The following is a 21,527-nucleotide window of genomic DNA, read 5'->3' on the forward strand; positions in this document are numbered from 1 at the left end:
ACTGTGGCATCTCTGACTTACTACGCAGGTCAGCAAATGGGATAAAAACGGGGAAACACATTAAGCCATGCCGCTAACGGACACAACACGCCCGTTAGCGGCATCAGCTAGTTAATGATTAATGTGGTGATCTTCACAATCGGTACAGCCCCAGTTTTTCAGCTTGGTAGTTTTTCCTATTCCTGGGTTCAAGCTATTGGTAGGATCGCTTTTCTGATAGAACGCTTTCAACTGTGGTTTAGCCTGATAGAGATGACCAACATTGTGCTCTGCCGGATATTCCGCCCCACGCTGATCGAGTAAGGCCAGCATTCTCTCTTTCAGTTCATGAATATCTACGCCTTTCTTCACAATGTAGTCCTGATGGAAGACATGGCACATGAAGTGACCGTAATACAACCGATGCACCAGCATGTTGCCAATTTCCGCAGGCAAATGCTCGAACCATTCACGATCATTACGCCGCAGAGCGATGTCCAGAGCCAAGATATTTTCCACTTCATTGCTATGTACAGCATGATAGCGGATAGCGGCTCCCGCCGCGACGAAGCGATGCAGAAAGGCCTTAGCGCCTTCTTCCGGCGTACAGACAAAAAACTCACCGTCGGCATCATGAAAATGCTGTTCCAGCCAACGGCGTGCTTCATCAATACCATCGCCCGCCATTTTCAACATCAAGTGGTGCTCAAAACGGTCACGATACGTTTTCATCCGTGCCGGTAGATGAGAAGGCAGCAGACGGCCGAGAAACTGCATAGTACGATCAACGAGATGTGACGGTAGGAAAGGCACTTTGCTAAAGATCGCGTCCATCTGTCCTTTCAGGTTGAAGAATAGGGGTAATTTATCCGTACCCAGTTTATCGATCATCATAAACGTATCTTTGCCGTATATTTCGGCGATATCGAATATATCGCGATGCATATACTCACCCGCCACCGGTAAATTTTTAAAATTGGCGAGCATATGGCGGCGTAATTCCGTTAATACCTGCGGCTGATTAGTCCCAATATAAAAGGTCTGTTGAGATTTCTCCGCTGGAAACGTATCCAGACGCACAGCAAAAACCGAAAGCTTTCCTGCGCAGCCAGCGGCCTCAAACAAGCGGCGTTCATCAGCGTTAAAGCGCGACGGCGTGTCTGCATCAACATTTCGCACACGTTCAATATAGTCGTGGTCGGATGCCTGGCGTCCATCATCAATCACATCGCTCGCGTCATACTGTTGTGATTCCAGACGAGTCAGAATGACTTCCGGCGTATCACCCAAATTGATCCCCAGGTGATTGATCAGTTCCACTTCACCATGCTCGTTAACCCGACCGTAAAGTGCCATTTCGGTATATGCCGGCCCCCGATGAACCAGCGAACCGCCAGAGCTATTACAAATTCCCCCAATCACCGATGCGCCAATACAAGAAGAACCGATCACAGAATGCGGTTCACGCCCAAGCGGTTTCAATACGCGTTCAAGATGCCACAGGGTGCTTCCCGGCAGCGCCACAACCTGTCGCCCTTCATCCAGCAGTTGAACGTTATCCAAACGCAAAGTGTTAATGATCACAATTTCTCGATCGTAATCATTACCGCTCGGGGTGGAACCTTCGGTTAAACCGGTATTAGCGGCCTGCATCAGCACAATGCGCCCCGCTTCAATACTGGCTTTAAATACCCGCCACTGTTCGAGTAGTGAAGCAGGAAAAACCACGGCCAGAGCCTCTCCGCTACCCGAACGGAAGCCTTTGCGATAACGCTCCGTTTTATTTTTATCGGTTAAGATGTGGGGCTTACCGACAATGCGGGTTAGCATTTGAATAAGATCTTGAGAATCAACGGAAATGCGACTTTCTGAGATTACATCGTCCTTCATAGCGGTCTGTCCTGTAAATTATTTAACAAATACGATAAAAAAGACTCGCATTCAAAAAACGTCACATGGATTAGTAACGACTCGCGCGATTCAGCAGTTCAATATCTTCAACGGGTAACACTAGCTGTGTCGCGCTCGCCAATTCAGCGACCTGCTCCAGCGACGTCGCACTGGCAATCGGGGCAGTAATACTCGGACGTGCAATTAGCCAGGCCAGCGCGACCTGTGATGACGTCGTTTGATGCGCATTCGCCACGCTATCCAGCGCTTCCAAAATAGTGCGACCACGCTCATTCAGGTATTTTTCTACTACGCCCTGCCCGCGCGCACTTTTCGACGCATCCTTCGGCTGACGATACTTGCCTGACAGAAACCCGCTGGCCAGCGAATAATAGCTAATCACGCCAACCCCTTGCTCACGCACCAGCGGTTCCAGCGCGGCCTCATACCCTTGCCGATCGTACAAATTGTATTCCGGTTGCAGGGTTTCATACCGTGCGAGATGGTTGGCTTTGCTGACTTTCAGCGCTTCAGCCAGACGCGCAGCACTGTAGTTAGACGCCCCAATCGCGCGCACTTTACCCTCTTTAATCAGCGCATCAAACGCGGCCAGCGTTTCTTCCAGCGGCGTTTCCTTGTCGTCAGTATGTGCCTGATAGAGATCGATGTAGTCGGTTTGCAAGCGCTGTAATGAAGCCTCAACCGCCTGACGAATATAAGCCGCAGACAGCCCTTTCTTGCCATCGCCCAAATCCATGCCAACCTTGGTGGCAATAATCACCTTGTCGCGCTGACCGCTTTTTTTCAGCCAGTTGCCGATGATCGTTTCAGACTCCCCGCCTTGATTGCCGGGCGCCCAGCGTGAGTAAACATCAGCGGTATCAATGAAATTCAGCCGATGCGCCACGAGTGCATCCAGCAGACTAAATGACGTCGCCCGATCGACCGTCCAACCAAAAACATTACCACCGAACGAAAAAGGCGGGACCACAATGCCTGAACGTCCAAGCTCACGTGTGGTATCTGATACTGACATAATCACTCTCCTTTTGAATCATGCAGAAAACACCATAAAAATACTCGCCAACCTGCAACCTAAAGTAGGGCAATGCAACTTTCTGTGTGCGATAAGAATAATGAATGAACAGAAAGACCCAAATAACGAGACGTGGCATTTAGTTTAGATAAAATCCCGAGGTATAATTGTTTTTTTGCGTTCTTCCTCTCATTTTTAGTGCACGCGTTACATAAAATGACGTGGAAAATTTGGCCTGCCTCATATTCGGAGCACACATGTCCTTGTCCCATATCGCGCAATTTGTTCTGGCGCTGGTTGTTGTTACGGCGCTGTCGCTACTCGTCTGCCGCGATCGTAAAAGCATTCGTATTCGTTTTATTATTCAGCTACTCGTCATCGAAATTCTGCTCGCCTACTTCTTCCTGTACTCAAACGTTGGGCTAGGGGTGGTCAAAGGGTTCGCGGCAGTCTTCGACAAATTACTCGGATTTGCAGGCCAAGGGACGGACTTCGTATTCGGTGACATGGTGAATAATGAGAAGAACCTGATTTCCTTCTTCTTCAAAGTGCTCTGTCCTATCGTCTTCATTTCTGCGCTGATCGGTATTTTGCAACACATCAAAGTGCTGCCCTTCATCATCCGCATCATTGGTACGATTCTGTCCAAAGTGAACGGCATGGGCAAACTGGAATCCTTTAACGCAGTCAGTTCACTGATTCTCGGCCAGTCTGAAAACTTCATTGCTTATAAAGATATTCTCGGCAAGATGTCCGAAAAACGCATGTACACCATGGCCGCTACCGCCATGTCCACCGTGTCGATGTCCATCGTCGGTGCGTATATGTCTATGCTGGATGCCAAGTTCGTCGTTGCTGCGCTGATCCTGAACATGTTCAGTACCTTCATCGTGCTGTCGCTGATTAACCCCTACAAAGTCGGTGAAGAGCAGGAATTGCAGTTGGGTACTCTGCATGAAAATCAGAGCTTCTTTGAAATGCTGGGCGAATACATTCTGGCAGGCTTCAAAGTCGCCGTTATCGTCGCCGCTATGCTGATCGGCTTCATCGCCCTGATTGCCGCAGTCAACGCGGTTTTCAGCGCCATTTTTGGCGTCAGTTTCCAGGAAATCCTTGGCTACGTGTTCTACCCGTTCGCCTGGATCATGGGTATCCCGTCGCATGAAGCCCTTCAGGTTGGTAGCATCATGGCAACCAAACTGGTTTCTAACGAATTTGTCGCGATGCTGGAACTGCAAAAAGTGGCTGGTGAACTGTCTCCACGTAGCGTAGGCATTCTGTCGGTGTTCCTGGTGTCCTTCGCCAACTTCTCGTCCATCGGTATTATTGCTGGCGCGATTAAAGGCCTGAACGAGCAGCAAGGTAACGTGGTTTCCCGCTTCGGCCTGAAGCTGGTTTACGGTTCCACGCTGGTGAGTATCCTTTCCGCGTCTATCGCCGGTCTGGTGCTGTAACCCTTCATCGCGCTATAAAACCCTTATCCCAGTCCGGCAGTCTTACACTGCCGGATTTTTTTCCTACAAACCCTGACACATCTTCCATATTTCCTTCATTTTTGTCCGGCATCCCCTGTTTAAACTAGTAAAATGCGGCCATTGGCTAATGTTGATCGCTTAAGCCTCATTTTAGGAGAAACACGGGGATGAGGTTCCCGCAGGGACACCTCGCCCCGTGGTCGCTCCGTGTATCTCGGTTCTTAAACGATCGGCACGTGGCCATTGGTCCAATAACACGCTGAGTATGACAGCCAACGCACATGCAGCGTGAAGTATGACGGGTAGATCGTACTTCCCGCGCAACCTGGAGAGAGTAATCCACCACTATGAATGCTAAACGTATCCGAGGCCTGCTGGTACTTGCCGCTGTTATCGCTATTGCCGTACTGATCTGGCGCCATTTTACCCAGACGTCGCCTGCCGCTCCCGGCACGAGTGAACAGCACGCCGCCCGTACGTCAAATTCGGGCAGTAGCAGTGGTGGTGGGCGCAGGGCGGCCATGCGCACGCTGGCTCCCGTACAGGCGGCGCTGACGCAATCCGCCTCCGTACCTTATTATCTGTCCGGTTTAGGCACCGTGACCGCAGCCAATACCGTGACGCTACGCAGCCGGGTGAACGGGCAACTGATGGCACTGCACTTTCAGGAAGGGCAGCAGGTTAAGGTTGGTGACCTGCTGGCAGAAATCGATCCCCGCCCTTTTCAGGTTGAACTGACGCAGGCACAGGGGCAGTTGGCAAAAGATCGGGCCGTGCTAGCTAACGCTCAGCAGGATTTAGCACGTTATCAGCAACTGGTGAAAACCAACCTGATCTCCCGTCAGGAACTGGATACACAGATCGCCGCCGTGCGACAGGCAGAAGGCGCATTAAAAGCCGATGACGGTGCCGTAGCCAGCGCACAGCTCCAACTGGATTACAGCAAAATTACCGCCCCTATCAGCGGCCGGATCGGTTTAAAACAGGTCGATGTGGGGAATTACATCACCAGCGGCGACACCAATGGCATTGTCGTGATTACACAGACGTACCCTATCGATGTCGTCTTTACCGTACCGGAAGCGGAAATCTCCACCATTATTATCGCGCAGAAATCAGGTCAGCCGCCGGTGGTAGAAGCCTGGGATCGCACCAACCAGAAGAAACTCTCGCAGGGTAGCCTGCTCAGTATGGATAACCAGATCGACACCACTACGGGTACGATCAAGCTCAAGGCGCGTTTTGACAATCTGGATGATGCCCTGTTCCCGAATCAGTTTGTGAATATCCGCATGAAGGTCGATACGCTGCAAAACGCCGTCGTCGCACCGTCTGCCGCCGTACAAATGGGCAATGAAGGCCGCTTCGTCTGGATTTTGAATGATAAGAACGAGGTTAGTAAGCGTCAGGTCACGACCAGTATTCAGTTCGGCCAGTTGGTCGTGGTCACCGCCGGACTGGACGCCGACGTGCAGGTTGTCACTGACGGCATCGACCGTCTGACCGAAGGAACCAAAGTGGAAGTCGTTCCCTCTACGCTGACGGAGAAAACGCCTGCAATCACTGGGGAGAAATCCTGATGCAGGATACCGTTCCAGCCAGCGGAGGCGGACCATCACGCCTGTTTATTCTACGCCCCGTCGCGACGACGCTGCTGATGTTCGCCATTTTGTTGGCCGGCATCATTGGCTATCGGGCACTGCCCGTTTCAGCCCTGCCTGAGGTTGATTATCCGACGATTCAGGTCGTTACCCTGTATCCGGGAGCCAGCCCCGACGTAGTGACCTCGGCGATTACCGCGCCGCTGGAACGGCAGTTCGGCCAGATGTCCGGGCTAAAACAGATGTCGACGCAGAGCGCAGGCGGCGCATCCGTCATCACGCTTCAATTCCAGCTTGAGCTGTCGCTGGATGTCGCGGAACAGGATGTGCAGGCTGCCATTAATGCGGCCAGCAATCTGTTGCCAAGCGATCTGCCCTATCCACCCACTTACAGCAAAGTGAACCCGGCTGACCCGCCCATTATGACGCTGGCCGTCACCTCCACCGCGATGTCGATGACGCAGGTGCAGGACATGGTGGACAACCGGATCGCGCAAAAAATTTCGCAGGTCGCGGGCGTCGGGCTGGTGTCGTTAGCCGGTGGCCAGCGACCGGCCGTGCGGGTAAGGCTAAACGCGCCAGCGCTGGCGGCTTACGGTCTGACCAGCGAAACTATTCGCACCGCGATTACCGCCGCCAACGTGAATTCCGCCAAAGGGAGTCTGGATGGTCCGACGCGTTCAGTGACGCTCTCCGCCAACGACCAGATGAAATCTGTTGATGATTACCGCAAGCTGATTGTTGCGTGGAAAAACGGCGCGCCGGTAAGGCTTCAGGATGTCGCCACGATTGAGCAGGCCGCCGAGAATATTCATCTCGGTGCCTGGGCGAATCGGCAGCAGGCGATCATTATCAACGTTCAGCGCCAGCCAGGTGCTAACGTTATCACGACGACGGATAGCATTAACAAGATGCTGCCCGCGTTAAAAGCCAGCCTGCCGAACTCTGTGGATGTCACTACGCTGACTGACCGCACCACCAGTATTCGCGCCTCAGTAAAAGACGTCCAGTTCGAGCTACTGCTGGCGATCGCGCTGGTCGTGATGGTGATTTACCTGTTCTTGCGTAACGCCGTCGCCACGCTGATCCCAAGCATTGCCGTACCGCTATCGCTGGTTGGCACCTTTGCCGCCATGTATTTCCTCGGTTTTTCCATCAATAACCTGACGTTAATGGCACTCACCATCGCCACGGGTTTCGTGGTAGATGATGCCATCGTGGTGATCGAAAATATCTCCCGCTATATCGAAAAAGGGGAAAAGCCGCTTAACGCGGCGCTGAAAGGGGCGGGAGAAATCGGCTTCACCATCATTTCTCTGACCTTCTCACTCATCGCCGTGCTGATCCCACTGCTGTTTATGGGCGATATCGTCGGACGCTTGTTCCGCGAGTTTGCCGTAACGCTAGCAGTGTCGATCCTGATTTCCGCCGTCGTGTCGCTCACGCTCACCCCGATGATGTGTGCCCGCATGCTGAGCCATCAGTCGCTGAGTAAACAGAACCGTTTTACTCGCGCCAGTGAACGTTTCTTCACTCGCCTGATTACTGTCTACGGCGTCTGGTTACGCAAAGTACTGAATCATCCGTGGCTGACGCTGAGCGTCGCGCTCGGTACGCTGCTGCTCACTATCCTGCTCTATATCTGGATCCCGAAGGGCTTCTTCCCGATACAAGATAACAGCATCATTCAGGGCACCGTACAGGCACCGCAGACGGTCTCGTTCAGCAATATGGCTGACCGCCAACAGCGCGTCGTGTCTATTATCATGAAGGACCCTGCGGTAGAGAGCATTTCCTCATACGTCGGCGTCGATGGCACGAATGCCGCGCTGAACAGCGGCCGACTGCAAATCAACCTGAAACCGCTCAGTGAACGCAGTGAGCGTATTCAGGCGATCATCAGTCGCCTGCAACAGCAAACGGCCCAGATTCCCGGCATTCAGTTGTATCTGCAACCGGTGCAGGATCTCACCATCGACACCCAGATTAGCCGCACGCAATATCAGTTTACGTTACAAGCGATGTCGCTGGATGAACTGAGCGTTTGGGTGCCGAAGCTGATGACCGACTTGAAAAAGCTACCGCAGCTAGAGGATGTCAGCAGCGACTGGCAAGACGGTGCTGCGGTCGCCTACGTCAACGTCGATCGCGACAGCGCCAGTCGTCTGGGTATCACGATGTCACAGGTCGACAGCGCACTGTATAACGCTTTTGGTCAGCGTCTGGTTTCCACTATTTATACGCAGGCCAGCCAATACCGCGTGGTGCTGGAACACGATACGACCAACAATACCGGTCTGGACGCGTTGAACGACGTGCGCCTCATCAGCAGCGACGGCGGTACGATCCCGCTCAGCAGCATCGCCACGATTGAAGAGCGTCAGGGGCCGCTGGCGATCAACCATATCGACCAGTTCCCCTCGACGACGATCTCTTTCAACGTCGCCAGCGGCTACGCACTAGGCGAAGCGGTTGATGCCATCACGCAGGCCGAACAACAGATGAATCTGCCTGCGGATATCACTACCCGTTTTCAAGGCAGTACGCTGGCGTTCCAGTCGGCGCTGAGCAGCACCGTGTGGCTCATCATTGCGGCGATTGTCGCGATGTACATTGTGCTCGGCGTGCTATACGAAAGCTTTATTCATCCGATCACCATCTTATCTACGCTGCCAACGGCGGGTGTCGGTGCGCTGCTGGCACTGATGATGGCGGGGAATGAGCTGGATGTGATTGCCATTATCGGGATCATCTTGCTCATCGGGATCGTGAAGAAAAACGCCATCATGATGATCGACTTCGCGCTAGCAGCGGAGCGAGAACAGGGGATGACACCGTATGACGCCATTTATCAGGCCTGTCTGCTGCGTTTTCGACCGATTCTGATGACCACGATGGCCGCCCTACTCAGTGCGCTACCGCTAATGCTGAGCACCGGCGTCGGCGCGGAACTGCGCCAGCCGCTAGGGGTCTGTATGGTCGGTGGCCTGATCATGAGCCAGATTCTGACGCTGTTTACGACACCAGTAATTTACCTGCTGTTTGACCGCCTGGCAGCGCGCTTCCGTCGTGCACCGCATCAGGAGGAAGAAACCGAGTGAAGTTCTTCGCCCTGTTCATCCACCGCCCCGTCGCCACCCTGCTGTTGACGTTGGCCATCGCGCTCTGTGGCGTATTAGGTTTCCGCCTGCTGCCGGTATCCCCGCTGCCGCAGGTGGATTTCCCGGTGATCTCGGTCAGCGCCTCACTGCCCGGTGCATCACCGGAAACCATGGCCTCTGCCGTCGCGACGCCGCTGGAACGTGCACTCGGTAGAATTGCAGGCGTCAACGAAATGACATCCACCAGCTCGCTCGGCAGTACGCGCGTCATTCTGGTGTTTAACCTCGATAGGGATATCAACGGCGCAGCGCGCGATGTTCAGGCGGCTATCAACGCCGCGCAGAACCTGCTGCCGTCCGGTATGTCCAACCGCCCGACTTACCGTAAGGTCAACCCATCCGACGCACCGGTCATGATCCTGACGCTGACCTCGGACACCTACAGCCAGGGCCAACTGTACGATTTCGCGTCCACCCAACTGTCACAGAAAATCTCTCAGATGGAAGGTGTTGGCGATGTCTCTATCGGCGGAAGTTCGCTCCCCGCCGTGCGCGTGGCGCTGAATCCGGTGGCGTTATTTAACCAAGGCATTTCCCTCGATGACGTACGGCAGACTATCGCACAGGCGAATGTGCGCCGGCCGTTAGGGAATGTGGAAAACAGTCAGAGAAGTTGGCAGATACAAACCAACGATGAACTCAAAACTGCCGATGCTTATGCACCGCTGATTATCCACTACAACAACGGCGCCGCCGTTCGCCTGAGCGACGTCGCCACGGTGGAAGATTCGGTGCAAAACGCCCGCAATGCAGGAATGGCGAACGCGAAACCTGCCATTCTGGTGATGATTCGCCGCGCGCCGGATGCCAACATTATCACCACCGTAGACAACATCCGCGCCGCGATGCCGGAACTGCGCGCCAGCCTGCCTGCCGAAATACAGTTGGATGTCGCCCAGGATCGTTCCCCCACGATTCGCGCCTCGCTGGCGGAAGTGGAGCAATCACTGATTATCGCCGTCGCGCTGGTTATTCTGGTCGTCTTCCTGTTCTTACGCTCCGGGCGGGCAACCGCTATTCCGGCGCTGGCCGTTCCCGTGTCGCTCATTGGCACCTTTGCTGCCATGTACCTGTGCGGCTTCAGCCTGAATAACCTGTCGCTGATGGCGCTCACCATTGCCACCGGTTTCGTGGTGGATGATGCCATCGTGGTATTGGAAAATATTTCCCGCCACATTGAAGCGGGCATGAAGCCGCTCCAGGCATCGCTTCAAGGGGTGAGAGAAGTTGGGTTCACCGTGTTATCCATGAGCCTGTCGCTGGTGGCCGTGTTCATCCCGCTGCTGCTGATGGACGGCCTGCCGGGACGGCTGTTCCGCGAATTCGCCGTAACGCTGTCGGTAGCGATCATGATTTCCCTGCTGATCTCGCTCACGCTGACGCCGATGCTGTGCGCACGACTGCTGCGTGCCGTGCCCAAACGCAGCCAGCCGCGCACTCGGGGTTTTAATCGTGTGTTGCTCGCGATGCAACAAGGCTACGGGCGTTCGCTGAAGTGGGTACTCAACCATGCCCGCTGGGTTTTGCTGCTCTTGCTGGGCACCATCGCACTCAACGTCTGGCTGTACATCAGTATTCCGAAGACTTTCTTCCCGGAACAGGATACGGGCAGGTTGATGGGCTTTATTCAGGCTGACCAGAGCATTTCTTTTCAGGCTATGACGGTAAAGCTCCAGAATTTCATGACCATTGTCAGCAGCGATCCTGCGGTGGATAACGTGAACGGTTTTACGGGGGGATCGCGTACCAACAGCGGCTCGATGTTTATTTCGCTTAAGCCGCTTTCTGAACGCGATGTTTCCGCTCAACAGGTAATTAGTCGCCTGCGCGTCAAGCTGGCAAAAGAACCCGGTGCCAACCTATTTTTAATGCCAGTGCAGGATATCCGTATCGGCGGACGGGAATCGAGCGCGGGCTATCAGTACACACTCCTGTCTGATGATTTGAGCGAACTGCGAACCTGGGAGCCAAAGATTCGTGCTGCTTTCAGCAAACTGCCTGAGCTGGCCGATGTGAATTCCGATCAACAGGATAAAGGCGCAGAAATGGCGTTAACCTACGATCGTGATGCGATGGCACAGTTAGGCATCAACGTCTCTGCTGCCAATGCATTGCTTAATAATGCCTTCGGCCAGCGTCAGATTTCGACCATTTATCAGCCGTTAAACCAGTACAAGGTCGTGATGGAAGTGGACGACGCCTACACGCAGGATGTCAGTTCACTGAACAAGATGTTCGTCATCAATAGCGACGGTAAGCCCATCCCGCTTTCTTATTTCGCCAGTTGGAAGCCGATCAACGCGCCGCTGTCGGTGAATCATCAGGGGCTATCTGCCGCATCGACCATCTCTTTTAACCTGCCTGAAGGCACCGATCTTTCCACTGCGACAGCGGCGGTAGAAAGAACCATGACGTCACTAGGCGTGCCGTCATCGGTACGCGGCCAGTTCTCCGGTACGGCACAGGCGTTCCAGCAATCACAGTCGTCACAGTTGTTGCTCATTCTGGCGGCGATTATCACGGTGTATATCGTACTGGGCGTGCTGTATGAGAGCTATGTGCATCCGCTGACGATTCTGTCTACCCTGCCCTCTGCGGGCGTGGGTGCTCTGCTGGCACTGGAGTGGTTTGGCGTACCGTTTAGTCTGGTGGCGCTGATAGGTATCATGCTGTTGATTGGGATCGTGAAGAAGAATGCGATCATGATGGTGGATTTCGCGCTGGTGGCACAGCGCAGCGGCAAGCTGAGCGCACGGGACGCCATTTTTCAGGCCTGCCTACTGCGTTTCCGCCCGATTATGATGACCACATTAGCCGCGCTGTTTGGCGCACTGCCGCTGGTGCTGACCAGCGGTGACGGTGCCGAGCTGCGTCAACCGCTCGGCATCACGATTGTCGGCGGGCTGGTGATGAGCCAGATCCTCACGCTGTATACCACCCCGGTGGTGTATCTGTTTTTCGACAAGCTGAGGAATATTCGGCGCAAAGCACCGGAGAGGGATTTGTCACTGTCGTGACGGAACATGAGCACCAGTAAAATGCTAATTTAGGAGAAGTTTCGTGCGCTTAACGTTCGCTGTTTTTCTAGTAGCGCCCCGACGCGCCCGACCAAGGGCGGCTCAATTGCCGTCGCCCTTGGAACCCTGGCTTTTTTGGCGGGAAATTATGCCGCTGTGCGGTGCCTTCGGGAAAAGCATCCTCTTTGCGGACCGCCGCTGACGCGTTCCCGACGCAGCATCGGCTTGCGCGGCATCCATGCCGCTTATCCGAGAGTCTGCCTTTCCCTCAGCATAATTTACGCCAAGGGAAATACTCAGCGCACGAAACCACGCCTAAATAGCAGTATTCGTGATTTAAAAACACTATGCGCAATGTGAGGACACCACCAACTATGCCGAATATATCCAACAATCCAGAGGGTCATGGAAGATGACCCAACCAGCTTCCGTTCGCTGGCAGCTCTGGATTGTTGCCTTTGGCTTTTTTATGCAGACGCTGGATACCACCATCGTGAATACCGCGCTGCCTTCGATGGCGGCGAGTCTGAATGAAAGCCCGCTGCATATGCATTCGGTGATTGTTTCCTATGTGCTGACCGTCGCAGTGATGCTGCCCGCCAGCGGCTGGCTGGCGGATCGTATCGGCGTGAAGAACATCTTTTTCGCCGCGATTCTGCTGTTTACGCTGGGGTCGCTGCTGTGTGCCCGTTCGGAAACGTTGGATGAGCTGCTGCTCTCCCGCGTGATTCAGGGCATTGGTGGCGCGATGATGGTGCCGGTAGGACGTCTAACGGTGATGAAGATCGTCCCACGCGATCAATATATGGCGGCAATGACTTTCGTGACGCTGCCCGGACAGATTGGCCCATTACTGGGGCCGGCGCTCGGCGGCTTTCTGGTGGAGTACGCCAGTTGGCACTGGATTTTCCTCATCAACCTGCCCGTTGGCATTCTCGGCGCATTGGCAACCTGGTTCCTGATGCCCAATTACACCATGCAAACCCAGCGCTTTGATATCAGCGGTTTCGTTTGGCTTGCCGTAGGCATGGCGACGCTGACGCTAGCGTTGGACGGTAACCGTAGTCTCGGCATTCCGCCGATTGCCATTTTCGCGCTGATTGCCATCGGGCTTATCGCACTATTGAGCTACTGGCTGCACGCTCGTCATAACGAACGGGCGCTGTTCAATCTGCGTTTGTTCGACACCCATACTTTTTCTATCGGCCTGACCGGCGGGCTGCTGGCTCGCATCGGTAGCGGCATGTTGCCGTTTATGACACCGCTATTTTTGCAGTTGGGAATGGGGTTTTCTCCGTTCCATGCCGGATTGATGATGGTGCCAATGGTATTGGGTAGCATGGGAATAAAACGCGTTGTGGTGCAGATCGTCAACCGATTCGGCTACCGGCGTGTGCTGGTCGCCTCGACGTTATTGCTGGCGCTGGTCACGGCGCTATTTGCACTGGTCGCGCTTATGCAATGGATCTGGATGATTCCGATTGTGCTGTTCTTCCTCGGTACAGTGAACGCTATTCGCTTCTCTACCATGAACACGCTGACGTTGAAAGATCTGCCTGATTCCCTCGCCAGCGGCGGAAATAGCCTGCTGTCGATGACCATGCAGCTCTCCACCAGCCTGGGAGTGAGCATCGCGGGTATCCTGCTGGGTATGTTTTCTCAACCACATATCGCAGCAGAAAGCGGGGCAACCCACACGGTATTTCTCTATACCTATCTCAGCATGGTCGTCATCATCGCCCTGCCGGCGTTGATTTTTAATCGTGTCCCACCTGACACCGTAAAACAGTCAACGCTAGCGCGTAAATCGTGAGGTTGTTATGAAATTTGGAATCACTGCCAAGCTGTTTCTCGCGATTTTCGCCACCTGCATGCTAGTGCTAATGACCATGCACTGGGGCGTGCGCGCCAGTTTCGAACGCGGCTTTATCGACTACATTAAGCGCGGCAACGAACAGCGGGTTACGCAACTGCGCGATGCGCTGGCGGAGCAATATCAACTACGCGGCAGTTGGTCATTCCTGCGCAACAATGAGCGTTTGGTGTTCAAGATGCTGCACGCTATGGATCAAAACAACGACACCGATACCGACAATAGTATGCAGGGATGGCGAGTGCGCCTTTGGGTGCTGGATACGGGTAAACGCAAGCTGTTCGGATCGCCGGCACCGATACCTAATGAAGGCACCTGGCAGCCGATTCAGGTGCAAAATCAGACCGTCGGCTGGATTGTCGCCTCGCCTGTTGAACGTCTGACCCGTAACGCCGATATCAGTTTCGATCAACAGCAGCAGCGCACCAGTTGGCTGATTGCCGCGCTATCGATGTTGCTGGCTATCATCGCCACCTGGCTGACCGCCCGTGGCCTTCTCGCACCCGTCAAACGACTGGTCAACGGCATGCACAGTTTGGCATCGGGAGATTTCAGCACCCGCGTGACAGCAAGCTCGCACGATGAACTGGGCAGGCTGGCACAGGATTTCAATCAGCTTGCCAATACGCTGGAAAAAAATGAACAGTCGCGCCGCGCGTTTATGGCCGATGTATCCCACGAGCTGCGCACGCCGCTGGCAGTGCTACGTGGCGAGCTGGAAGCCTTGCAGGATGGCGTGCGCAAGCCCGATGCGCATTCCCTGCATTCGCTCCAGTCTGAGGTCGCAACACTCACCAAACTGGTGGACGATCTGCACCAGCTCACCTTGTCCGATCGCGGGGCGCTGGCCTACCGCAAAACGTCTGTGGATATAGTGCAAACCCTGCATATTGCTATCGCCGCATTTCATGAACGTTTCCAGAAAAAGCAGATTACGTTAACCACCGACTTACCGCTTCAGGCTAGCGTTTTTGGTGACCCGGATCGGCTAAGCCAGTTGTTTAATAATCTACTGGAAAATAGCCTGCGCTATACTGACGAGCAGGGTCAACTGACCCTTTCAGTTGTTCAGCGCCATAAACACTGGGCTATTATCTGGCAGGACAGTGCCCCCGGCGTAACCGATGAGCAGCTCACGCTGATTTTCGAGCGTTTTTATCGGGCGGAAAGCTCACGCAACCGCGCCAGTGGTGGCTCCGGTCTGGGGCTGGCTATCTGCAATAATATCGTTGAGGCACATAACGGACGGCTGTATGCTAAACATTCACCATTAGGGGGAGTGATGATTACCATTGAGCTTCCATCGCACGTACCTGATTAATTGCTATTCCTGAAACCGAAACTAAGCAGAGCTATGACAACCGCACCCGATTTCGCTATGGCGTCCCCCATTTTGATCGTCGAAGATGAGCCCAAATTGGGGCAATTGCTGGTGGATTACCTTCAGGCTGCGGACTATGCCACGCACTGGTTGCCTAATGGCAATGACGTCATTGAGTGGGTGCGGCAGCATTCTCCTTCCCTTATTTTGCTGGATTTGATGTTGCCAGGCTGCGATGGCCTGACGATTTGCCGCACCATCCGCCAGTTTTCCAACGTGCCGATTATCATGGTCACCGCCCGCAGTGAAGAGATCGACCGCCTGCTGGGGCTGGAAATTGGTGCCGATGACTATATTTGTAAGCCTTTCAGCCCGCGTGAAGTCGTCGTGCGCGTCAGAACGCTACTGCGCCGCTGCGGCTGGCAGAACGACGGCATGAAAGCCGCCGAGAAAAGCGAAACAGCGCTGTTGATTGATAAAAGCGGCTTTCAGGCCAGCTATCTGGGACAAAACCTTGACCTAACACCTGCGGAGTTTCGTCTGCTCAAGACGCTCTCCACCGAACCGGGCAAGGTGTTTTCACGCGAGGCGCTGCTGGATAAGCTTTACGACGATTATCGTGTCGTGACCGATCGCACCATCGATAGCCACATCAAAAACCTGCGCCGCAAGCTGGAACAACTGGATGAAGAAACCTCATTTATCCGCACGGTTTACGGCATCGGCTATCGCTGGGAAGCTGCGCCCTGCAATGAGGTATAACGCCGACCGCCTTTCATTTCACACCAATCCCTTCCACACGAAGAAGAGGCTTTCACGATAATGACTGCATTATTTTCCGAAACCACCACAATCGAGACGTCTCGCCTGCTGCTGCGTCCGCTTTATCGTGATGATGCACCAGCGCTGTTCGCCTTCATGTCCGATCCGGTCGTCATGCGTTTCTGGAATCACCCGCCCTGGCAACAGATCGAACAGGCGCATGATGCGATTGACGAATACTGGAGCGCGCTGTGTGCCGGGCAGTACATGAAGCTAGGGCTGAAAGTGAAAGAGAGCGGCGAGCTGATCGGCACCTGTGTGCTGTTCAACCTTGAGATTGACTCCAAACGCGCAGAGATCGGTTACTGTCTGGCGGCGAGTGCACAAGGGAAAGGCTATATGACGGAAGCGCTCTCTGCCCTGCGGGATTTCGCCTTTGAAACAGCGGGCCTAAGCCGGCTGGAAGCCGAAATCGATCCCCGCAATGTGGCCTCAGCGCGATCGCTGGAACGGCTGGGGTTCACGCAGGAAGGGTTGTTAAAGCAGCGTTGGATCGTAGGCGGTGAAGTGTCTGATTCTGCGCTCTACGGCCTGCTGGCAGCAAGGCGCTAACCGCTACCTTTCCATACCAGTCAAAAATACTGTCCGACTTAATGAAAATTTTGTCATTTTCTCTTTTCCCACGGCTGTTACCATTTCAAGCCTACAATAATGACAGGTCTCCATCCGCATCACATGCGGGCACAGGTCACCTGCAACACCATTGATTTTTTAACGTCATTGATTTTGAAAACAATTTATCTGCAAAGCGATTGATCTGCAAAAGCATTGCGCTTCAAAGCAGTTGTTCTTCAAAAGAATGGGGCTTGAAAACAATAGACAGGGGAAAATGTATGTCAGGTTTAGTTGATGGCAAATGGGTTAACGGCGATGTCGCGACCGAAGAGATCAAGAACGGCGCGTTCCACCGCGAAGAAACCAAATTTCGACAAACCGAGCTGGTACCAGAAGCCGGTCGTTACCAGCTTTTTGTCTCCTATCTCTGCCCGTGGGCATCACGCACGCTGATTTTCCACAAGCTGAAAGGGCTGGAGAACATTATTTCGCTCTCGATTGCTAATCCGCGTATCGCCGATAACGGCTGGGAATTTGCAACGCCGCAGGATGCGGGTGAGCATGCAGGCGAGATTCACTATCTGCACCAGTTGTACACCGCCAGTGTACCGAACTATAGCGGAAAGGTATCGGTGCCCGTACTGTGGGATCGGGTAGAAGGCCGTATCGTAAACAACGAATCGGCAGATATCATCCGCATGCTAAACAGTGAATTCAACGATCTGACCGGCAATCACCTCGATTTCTACCCATCGGAGCTGCACGGTGAGATCGACCGTTGGAACGAAACCGTGTACCACAACGTCAATAACGGCGTGTATAAAACCGGGTTCGCCAAAACGCAGGCACACTATAACGATGCCGTCACCACGCTATTTGCTACGCTGGACGAACTAGACGATCATCTGGCCAACCATCGCTATATGCTGGGCGACACGCTGACCGAAGCCGACTGGCGTCTGTTCGTGACGCTGATACGTTTTGACGTGGCCTACCACGGCGCGTTCAAATGTAATCTGAAACGTATTGCCGACTATCCACACTTATCAAATTACCTGCGCGAACTGTATCAGTGGCCGGGCATTGCAGAGACGGTCAATATCGACCATATCAAAGCCGGTTATTACGGCATTGCCTGGCTGAATCCGACACAGATTGTACCGGTTGGCCCACGGGTTGATTTATACCAGCTCCACAACCGCGAAACCCTCGGCACATCCCGTATCGCCACACGTTAATACGGCGAGATCTGGCCTGCTCTGTTTATGACAGGCCATTCTTTATTTAGGTCAAAAAATTGATTTACGTCAAACAATAGGCCCACGTTTCGTGTGTCGTCTACTGCAATTTCCACCTATTAGCGCTAGAATCCTCCGCCTTTACTGTTCCCACCGTGGAGCAGCCTGACTTGTGATCAGAATCGAGAGATACCATGTTTAAACCGGAACTGCTTTCTCCGGCCGGTACGCTGAAAAATATGCGCTACGCCTTTGCCTATGGCGCGGACGCGATTTATGCCGGTCAACCTCGCTACAGCCTGCGCGTGCGCAATAACGAATTCAACCATCAGACGCTGGCGCAAGCCATTAACGAAGCGCATGAACTGGGCAAAAAATTCTACGTGGTCGTTAACATCGCGCCACACAACGCCAAGCTGAAAACCTTCCTACGCGATCTGCAACCCGTAATCGAAATGGGGCCGGATGCGCTGATCATGTCCGATCCCGGTTTGATCATGTTGGTGCGCGAAAACTTCCCACAGATTGATATCCACCTTTCCGTTCAGGCCAACGCGGTCAACTGGGCGACGGTGAAATTCTGGCAGCAGATGGGGCTGACGCGTGTGATTCTGTCACGCGAACTGTCGCTGGAAGAGATTGCAGAAATCCGCCAGAACGTGCCGGATATGGAACTGGAGATTTTCGTGCACGGTGCGCTATGCATGGCCTACTCCGGCCGCTGCCTGCTGTCCGGTTACATCAACAAGCGCGACCCGAATCAAGGCACCTGCACCAACGCCTGCCGCTGGGAATATAAGGTTCAGGAAGGCAAAGAGGACGAGGTTGGGAACATCGTTCATCAGCACGAACCTATCGCGGTGAAAAATGTTGAGCCCGCACTGGGCATAGGCGAACCGACCGATAAAGTCTTTATGCTGGAAGAAAACATGCGCCCCGGCGAGTACATGAGCGCATTTGAAGACGAGCACGGCACCTACATCATGAACTCCCGCGACCTGCGTGCGATCCAGCACGTTGAACGCCTGACGCAGATGCAGGTTCATTCGCTGAAAATCGAAGGTCGCACCAAGTCATTCTATTATTGCGCTCGAACCGCACAGGTATATCGCCGCGCCATCGACGATGCCGTCGCGGGCAAGCCGTTCGACTCAACATTGCTGGAAACGCTGGAAGGTCTGGCGCATCGTGGCTATACCGAAGGCTTCCTGCGTCGTCACGTGCATGAAGATTACCAGAACTACGACTACGGCTATTCTGTTTCCGATCGTCAGCAGTTTGTCGGCGAATTCACCGGCGTGCGCCGCGACGGGCTGGCGGAAGTCGAAGTGAAGAACAAATTCTCCTGCGGCGACAGCGTGGAAATGATGACGCCAAACGGCAATATTCAGTTCACCATCGAAGCCATGCAAAATACCAAAGGCCAGCCGACCGAGGTTGCACCGGGTAACGGCCATATCGTTTATCTGCCGGTGCCAGATGATGTCTCGCTGGATTATGCGCTACTGCTACGTAATCTGCCGGGCACGACCACGCGTAATCCTAACATCGAATAAACCAGTAATCCCGCAGGATGGCTCGCACATCCAGCATTGCCCTTCACAGGGCAATGCTTTCTTACGGTATGTCCCCCCACTAACGCCCTTTCCCCGTAACAAATAAGTACACTCACAGCCTGAAGGTATCGTTACAAAGCTCAGGGGTTTTTTAACGAATATTAGAAACAGATCACATCAATTCGCCGGTCTTGTGGTTAGTATTGCGTCGCTGAGAAAACATAGAACGAAAAATAAGCGTAGTGATACTACTAGGAACCACCTCCTTGGCCAGCTCAATCTCCCTTGAGCTGGCTTTTCTTTTTCTCCCGCCCACGTATTTCCCCACCGCACATATACCCTAAATAATTCGAGTTTCAGGCAGGCGGCAAGAGAAGGCATCCCGATGAGCTTACTCAGGTAAGTGATTCGGGTGACAAATCTGCCGGGAGCAGATTTGAACGCTGCTTGCAGCGGCCCTTTAGGGCAAGGCCCACGACGGGCCGAGTATTTAAGCGCTGTCAACGCACATGCAACTTGAAGTATGACGGGTATATTCACCGACTCTTCTGATATCTGCCTACCAATTTAGTGACTATGATTAACTGCAACGTTTCGTATTAACAACATCGCAGCCAGAGAAAGACGACATGGAAAAAAATCCAATCACACTGCTGATTTTGAATGGGAAAAGTGCGGGTAATGAAGAGCTTCGCGAGGCCATCGGTGAGCTACGCAAAGACGGCTATACGCTGCATATCCGCGTCACCTGGGAATACGGTGATGCGAAGCGCTACGTGGAAGAGGCGATTCAACTCAGCGCGGATAATGTGATCGCCGCCGGAGGCGATGGCACCGTCAATGAAGTCGCCACAGCACTAGCCATGCAACCGGAAGCGGTTCGTCCGTGTCTGGGAATTGTGCCACTGGGCACGGCCAACGATTTTGCCACCAGTTGTCAGATTCCGATGGAAATGCACAATGCGATGACGTTGGCGATCAAAGGCCGCGCTACCGCGATTGATATCGCCAAAGTCAATGACAGTCACTACTTCATCAACATGGCAACGGGCGGATTTGCTACGCGCATTACGACGGAAACCCCCGCCAAGATGAAGGCCGCACTGGGGAGTGCCTCTTACGTGCTGCACGCGCTCTTTCGTATGGATATGCTGCAAGCCGAGCGCTGTGAGATTCGCGGGCCGGATTTTCACTGGTCGGGCGATACATTGGTTATCGCAGTGGGAAATGGCAGTCAGGCAGGCGGCGGACAGCAGCTTTGTCCGGAGGCGCTGATCAACGATGGACTGCTGGAACTGAGCGTACTGTCAGCAAAAGAGCTGTTGCCCAATATGCTTCAGGCCTGGTTTACCGGCAGCGAAAACCAGAACATGATCTCCGCGACCCTGCCCTGGCTGGAGATCACCGCACCAGACGATATGACGTTTAATCTGGACGGCGAGCCGCTCACCGCCAAATGTTTCCGCATCGAGGTGCTTCCCGCAGCGATCTACTGTCGGTTGCCGCCTCAGTGTTCGCTGTTGGAATAACGACGCGTTCTGATTATTCCCGCTTCAGGCGATTACTGTTTGCCAGGTATAACGTCACCACCAGCAGCAGGATCGCCGCTGAATACACCAGCGTATCCGATGGACTTTTGTGATCGACAATAATCAGGCGAATGATGGCCGTGATGCCGATGTAGATAAAATAGCGCAGTGGGAAGTGATAGCCGGACTGAAAATACTTCACGATTAGAGCAATAAATTCAAAATAGAGAAAATAAATCACAATGCCTTCTATCAACTGATAGGAGGAATCTTTCTCGCTGGAGATCAACAGCACCTTCGCCAAATGAAACGTTTCTTTGACTAAAAAAATCACCAAAATGGTTGCCAGCGCCAGCAGACCGATATTGAGTATCGTCTGAAGCGCCTTGGCAGCCATTGCACTACGAGCAGAACCTGCCATATGTTATCCCCACATCCTATTTCACATTAACACCAAGATTTCACAGCAAAGTA

The 21,527-nt window shown here is 53.6% G+C and carries 14 protein-coding genes; 11 read left to right on the top strand and 3 right to left on the bottom strand.

The features are described from left to right. Window positions 1-111: 111 nt before the first annotated feature. Complete coding sequence (dld, locus tag A8F97_RS12305) at window positions 112-1,869, bottom strand: D-lactate dehydrogenase (RefSeq protein WP_015729890.1); 1,758 nt, start codon at window positions 1,867-1,869, stop codon at window positions 112-114. A gap of 70 nt (window positions 1,870-1,939) precedes the next feature. Then, window positions 1,940-2,905: an aldo/keto reductase gene (locus A8F97_RS12310; RefSeq protein WP_015729889.1), complete on the bottom strand. Its 966-nt coding sequence runs from the start codon at window positions 2,903-2,905 to the stop codon at window positions 1,940-1,942. A gap of 263 nt (window positions 2,906-3,168) precedes the next feature. Here A8F97_RS12310 and A8F97_RS12315 point away from each other — a divergent pair, with 263 nt between their 5' ends. The 11 genes from A8F97_RS12315 to yegS all read left to right on the top strand — a co-directional run bounded on the left by A8F97_RS12315 (window position 3,169) and on the right by yegS (window position 21,053). Further along, window positions 3,169-4,359: a NupC/NupG family nucleoside CNT transporter gene (locus A8F97_RS12315; protein ID WP_095522169.1), complete on the top strand. Its 1,191-nt coding sequence runs from the start codon at window positions 3,169-3,171 to the stop codon at window positions 4,357-4,359. Between the two features lie 368 nt (window positions 4,360-4,727). Next, entirely contained in the window at window positions 4,728-5,960 is a 1,233-nt protein-coding gene (locus tag A8F97_RS12320; protein WP_033071053.1) for an MdtA/MuxA family multidrug efflux RND transporter periplasmic adaptor subunit, read from the top strand. Next, entirely contained in the window at window positions 5,960-9,082 is a 3,123-nt protein-coding gene (locus A8F97_RS12325; protein ID WP_033071052.1) for an MdtB/MuxB family multidrug efflux RND transporter permease subunit, read from the top strand. Before A8F97_RS12320 ends, A8F97_RS12325 begins: the two co-directional genes overlap by 1 nt. Continuing rightward, window positions 9,079-12,159: a multidrug efflux RND transporter permease subunit MdtC gene (mdtC, locus tag A8F97_RS12330; protein ID WP_014699006.1), complete on the top strand. Its 3,081-nt coding sequence runs from the start codon at window positions 9,079-9,081 to the stop codon at window positions 12,157-12,159. The genes A8F97_RS12325 and mdtC overlap by 4 nt, the downstream gene beginning before the upstream one ends. 412 nt (window positions 12,160-12,571) lie before the next feature. Further along, complete coding sequence (mdtD, locus tag A8F97_RS12335; RefSeq protein WP_033071051.1) at window positions 12,572-13,972, top strand: MFS transporter; 1,401 nt, start codon at window positions 12,572-12,574, stop codon at window positions 13,970-13,972. A gap of 7 nt (window positions 13,973-13,979) precedes the next feature. Next, window positions 13,980-15,353 (top strand): envelope stress sensor histidine kinase BaeS, encoded by a 1,374-nt coding sequence (gene baeS, locus A8F97_RS12340; RefSeq protein ID WP_014699004.1) that lies wholly within the window; start codon window positions 13,980-13,982, stop codon window positions 15,351-15,353. 33 nt (window positions 15,354-15,386) lie between these two features. Further along, window positions 15,387-16,115 (top strand): envelope stress response regulator BaeR, encoded by a 729-nt coding sequence (gene baeR / locus A8F97_RS12345; RefSeq protein ID WP_014699003.1) that lies wholly within the window; start codon window positions 15,387-15,389, stop codon window positions 16,113-16,115. A gap of 60 nt (window positions 16,116-16,175) precedes the next feature. Beyond that, the gene (locus tag A8F97_RS12350) at window positions 16,176-16,727 is read left to right on the top strand and encodes a GNAT family N-acetyltransferase (RefSeq protein WP_014699002.1); all 552 of its coding nucleotides are present in this window, start codon (window positions 16,176-16,178) and stop codon (window positions 16,725-16,727) included. Between the two features lie 281 nt (window positions 16,728-17,008). After that, the gene (locus A8F97_RS12355) at window positions 17,009-17,968 is read left to right on the top strand and encodes a glutathione S-transferase family protein (RefSeq protein WP_033071050.1); all 960 of its coding nucleotides are present in this window, start codon (window positions 17,009-17,011) and stop codon (window positions 17,966-17,968) included. Window positions 17,969-18,162: 194 nt separating this feature from the next. Continuing rightward, window positions 18,163-19,524 carry a prephenate-dependent tRNA uridine(34) hydroxylase TrhP gene (trhP, locus tag A8F97_RS12360; RefSeq protein ID WP_033071049.1) on the top strand — a complete coding sequence of 454 codons (1,362 nt, stop codon included), beginning with the start codon at window positions 18,163-18,165 and terminating at the stop codon, window positions 19,522-19,524. A gap of 629 nt (window positions 19,525-20,153) precedes the next feature. Then, window positions 20,154-21,053: a lipid kinase YegS gene (gene yegS / locus A8F97_RS12365; RefSeq protein WP_033071048.1), complete on the top strand. Its 900-nt coding sequence runs from the start codon at window positions 20,154-20,156 to the stop codon at window positions 21,051-21,053. A 13-nt stretch (window positions 21,054-21,066) separates the two neighbouring features. Here yegS and psiE read toward each other — a convergent pair whose 3' ends face one another. Further along, window positions 21,067-21,474: a phosphate-starvation-inducible protein PsiE gene (gene psiE, locus A8F97_RS12370; RefSeq protein ID WP_005970095.1), complete on the bottom strand. Its 408-nt coding sequence runs from the start codon at window positions 21,472-21,474 to the stop codon at window positions 21,067-21,069. Window positions 21,475-21,527: the final 53 nt, after the last annotated feature.

Origin of the sequence: Pectobacterium parmentieri, assembly GCF_001742145.1 — a bacterium.
Lineage (GTDB): Bacteria > Pseudomonadota > Gammaproteobacteria > Enterobacterales > Enterobacteriaceae > Pectobacterium > Pectobacterium parmentieri.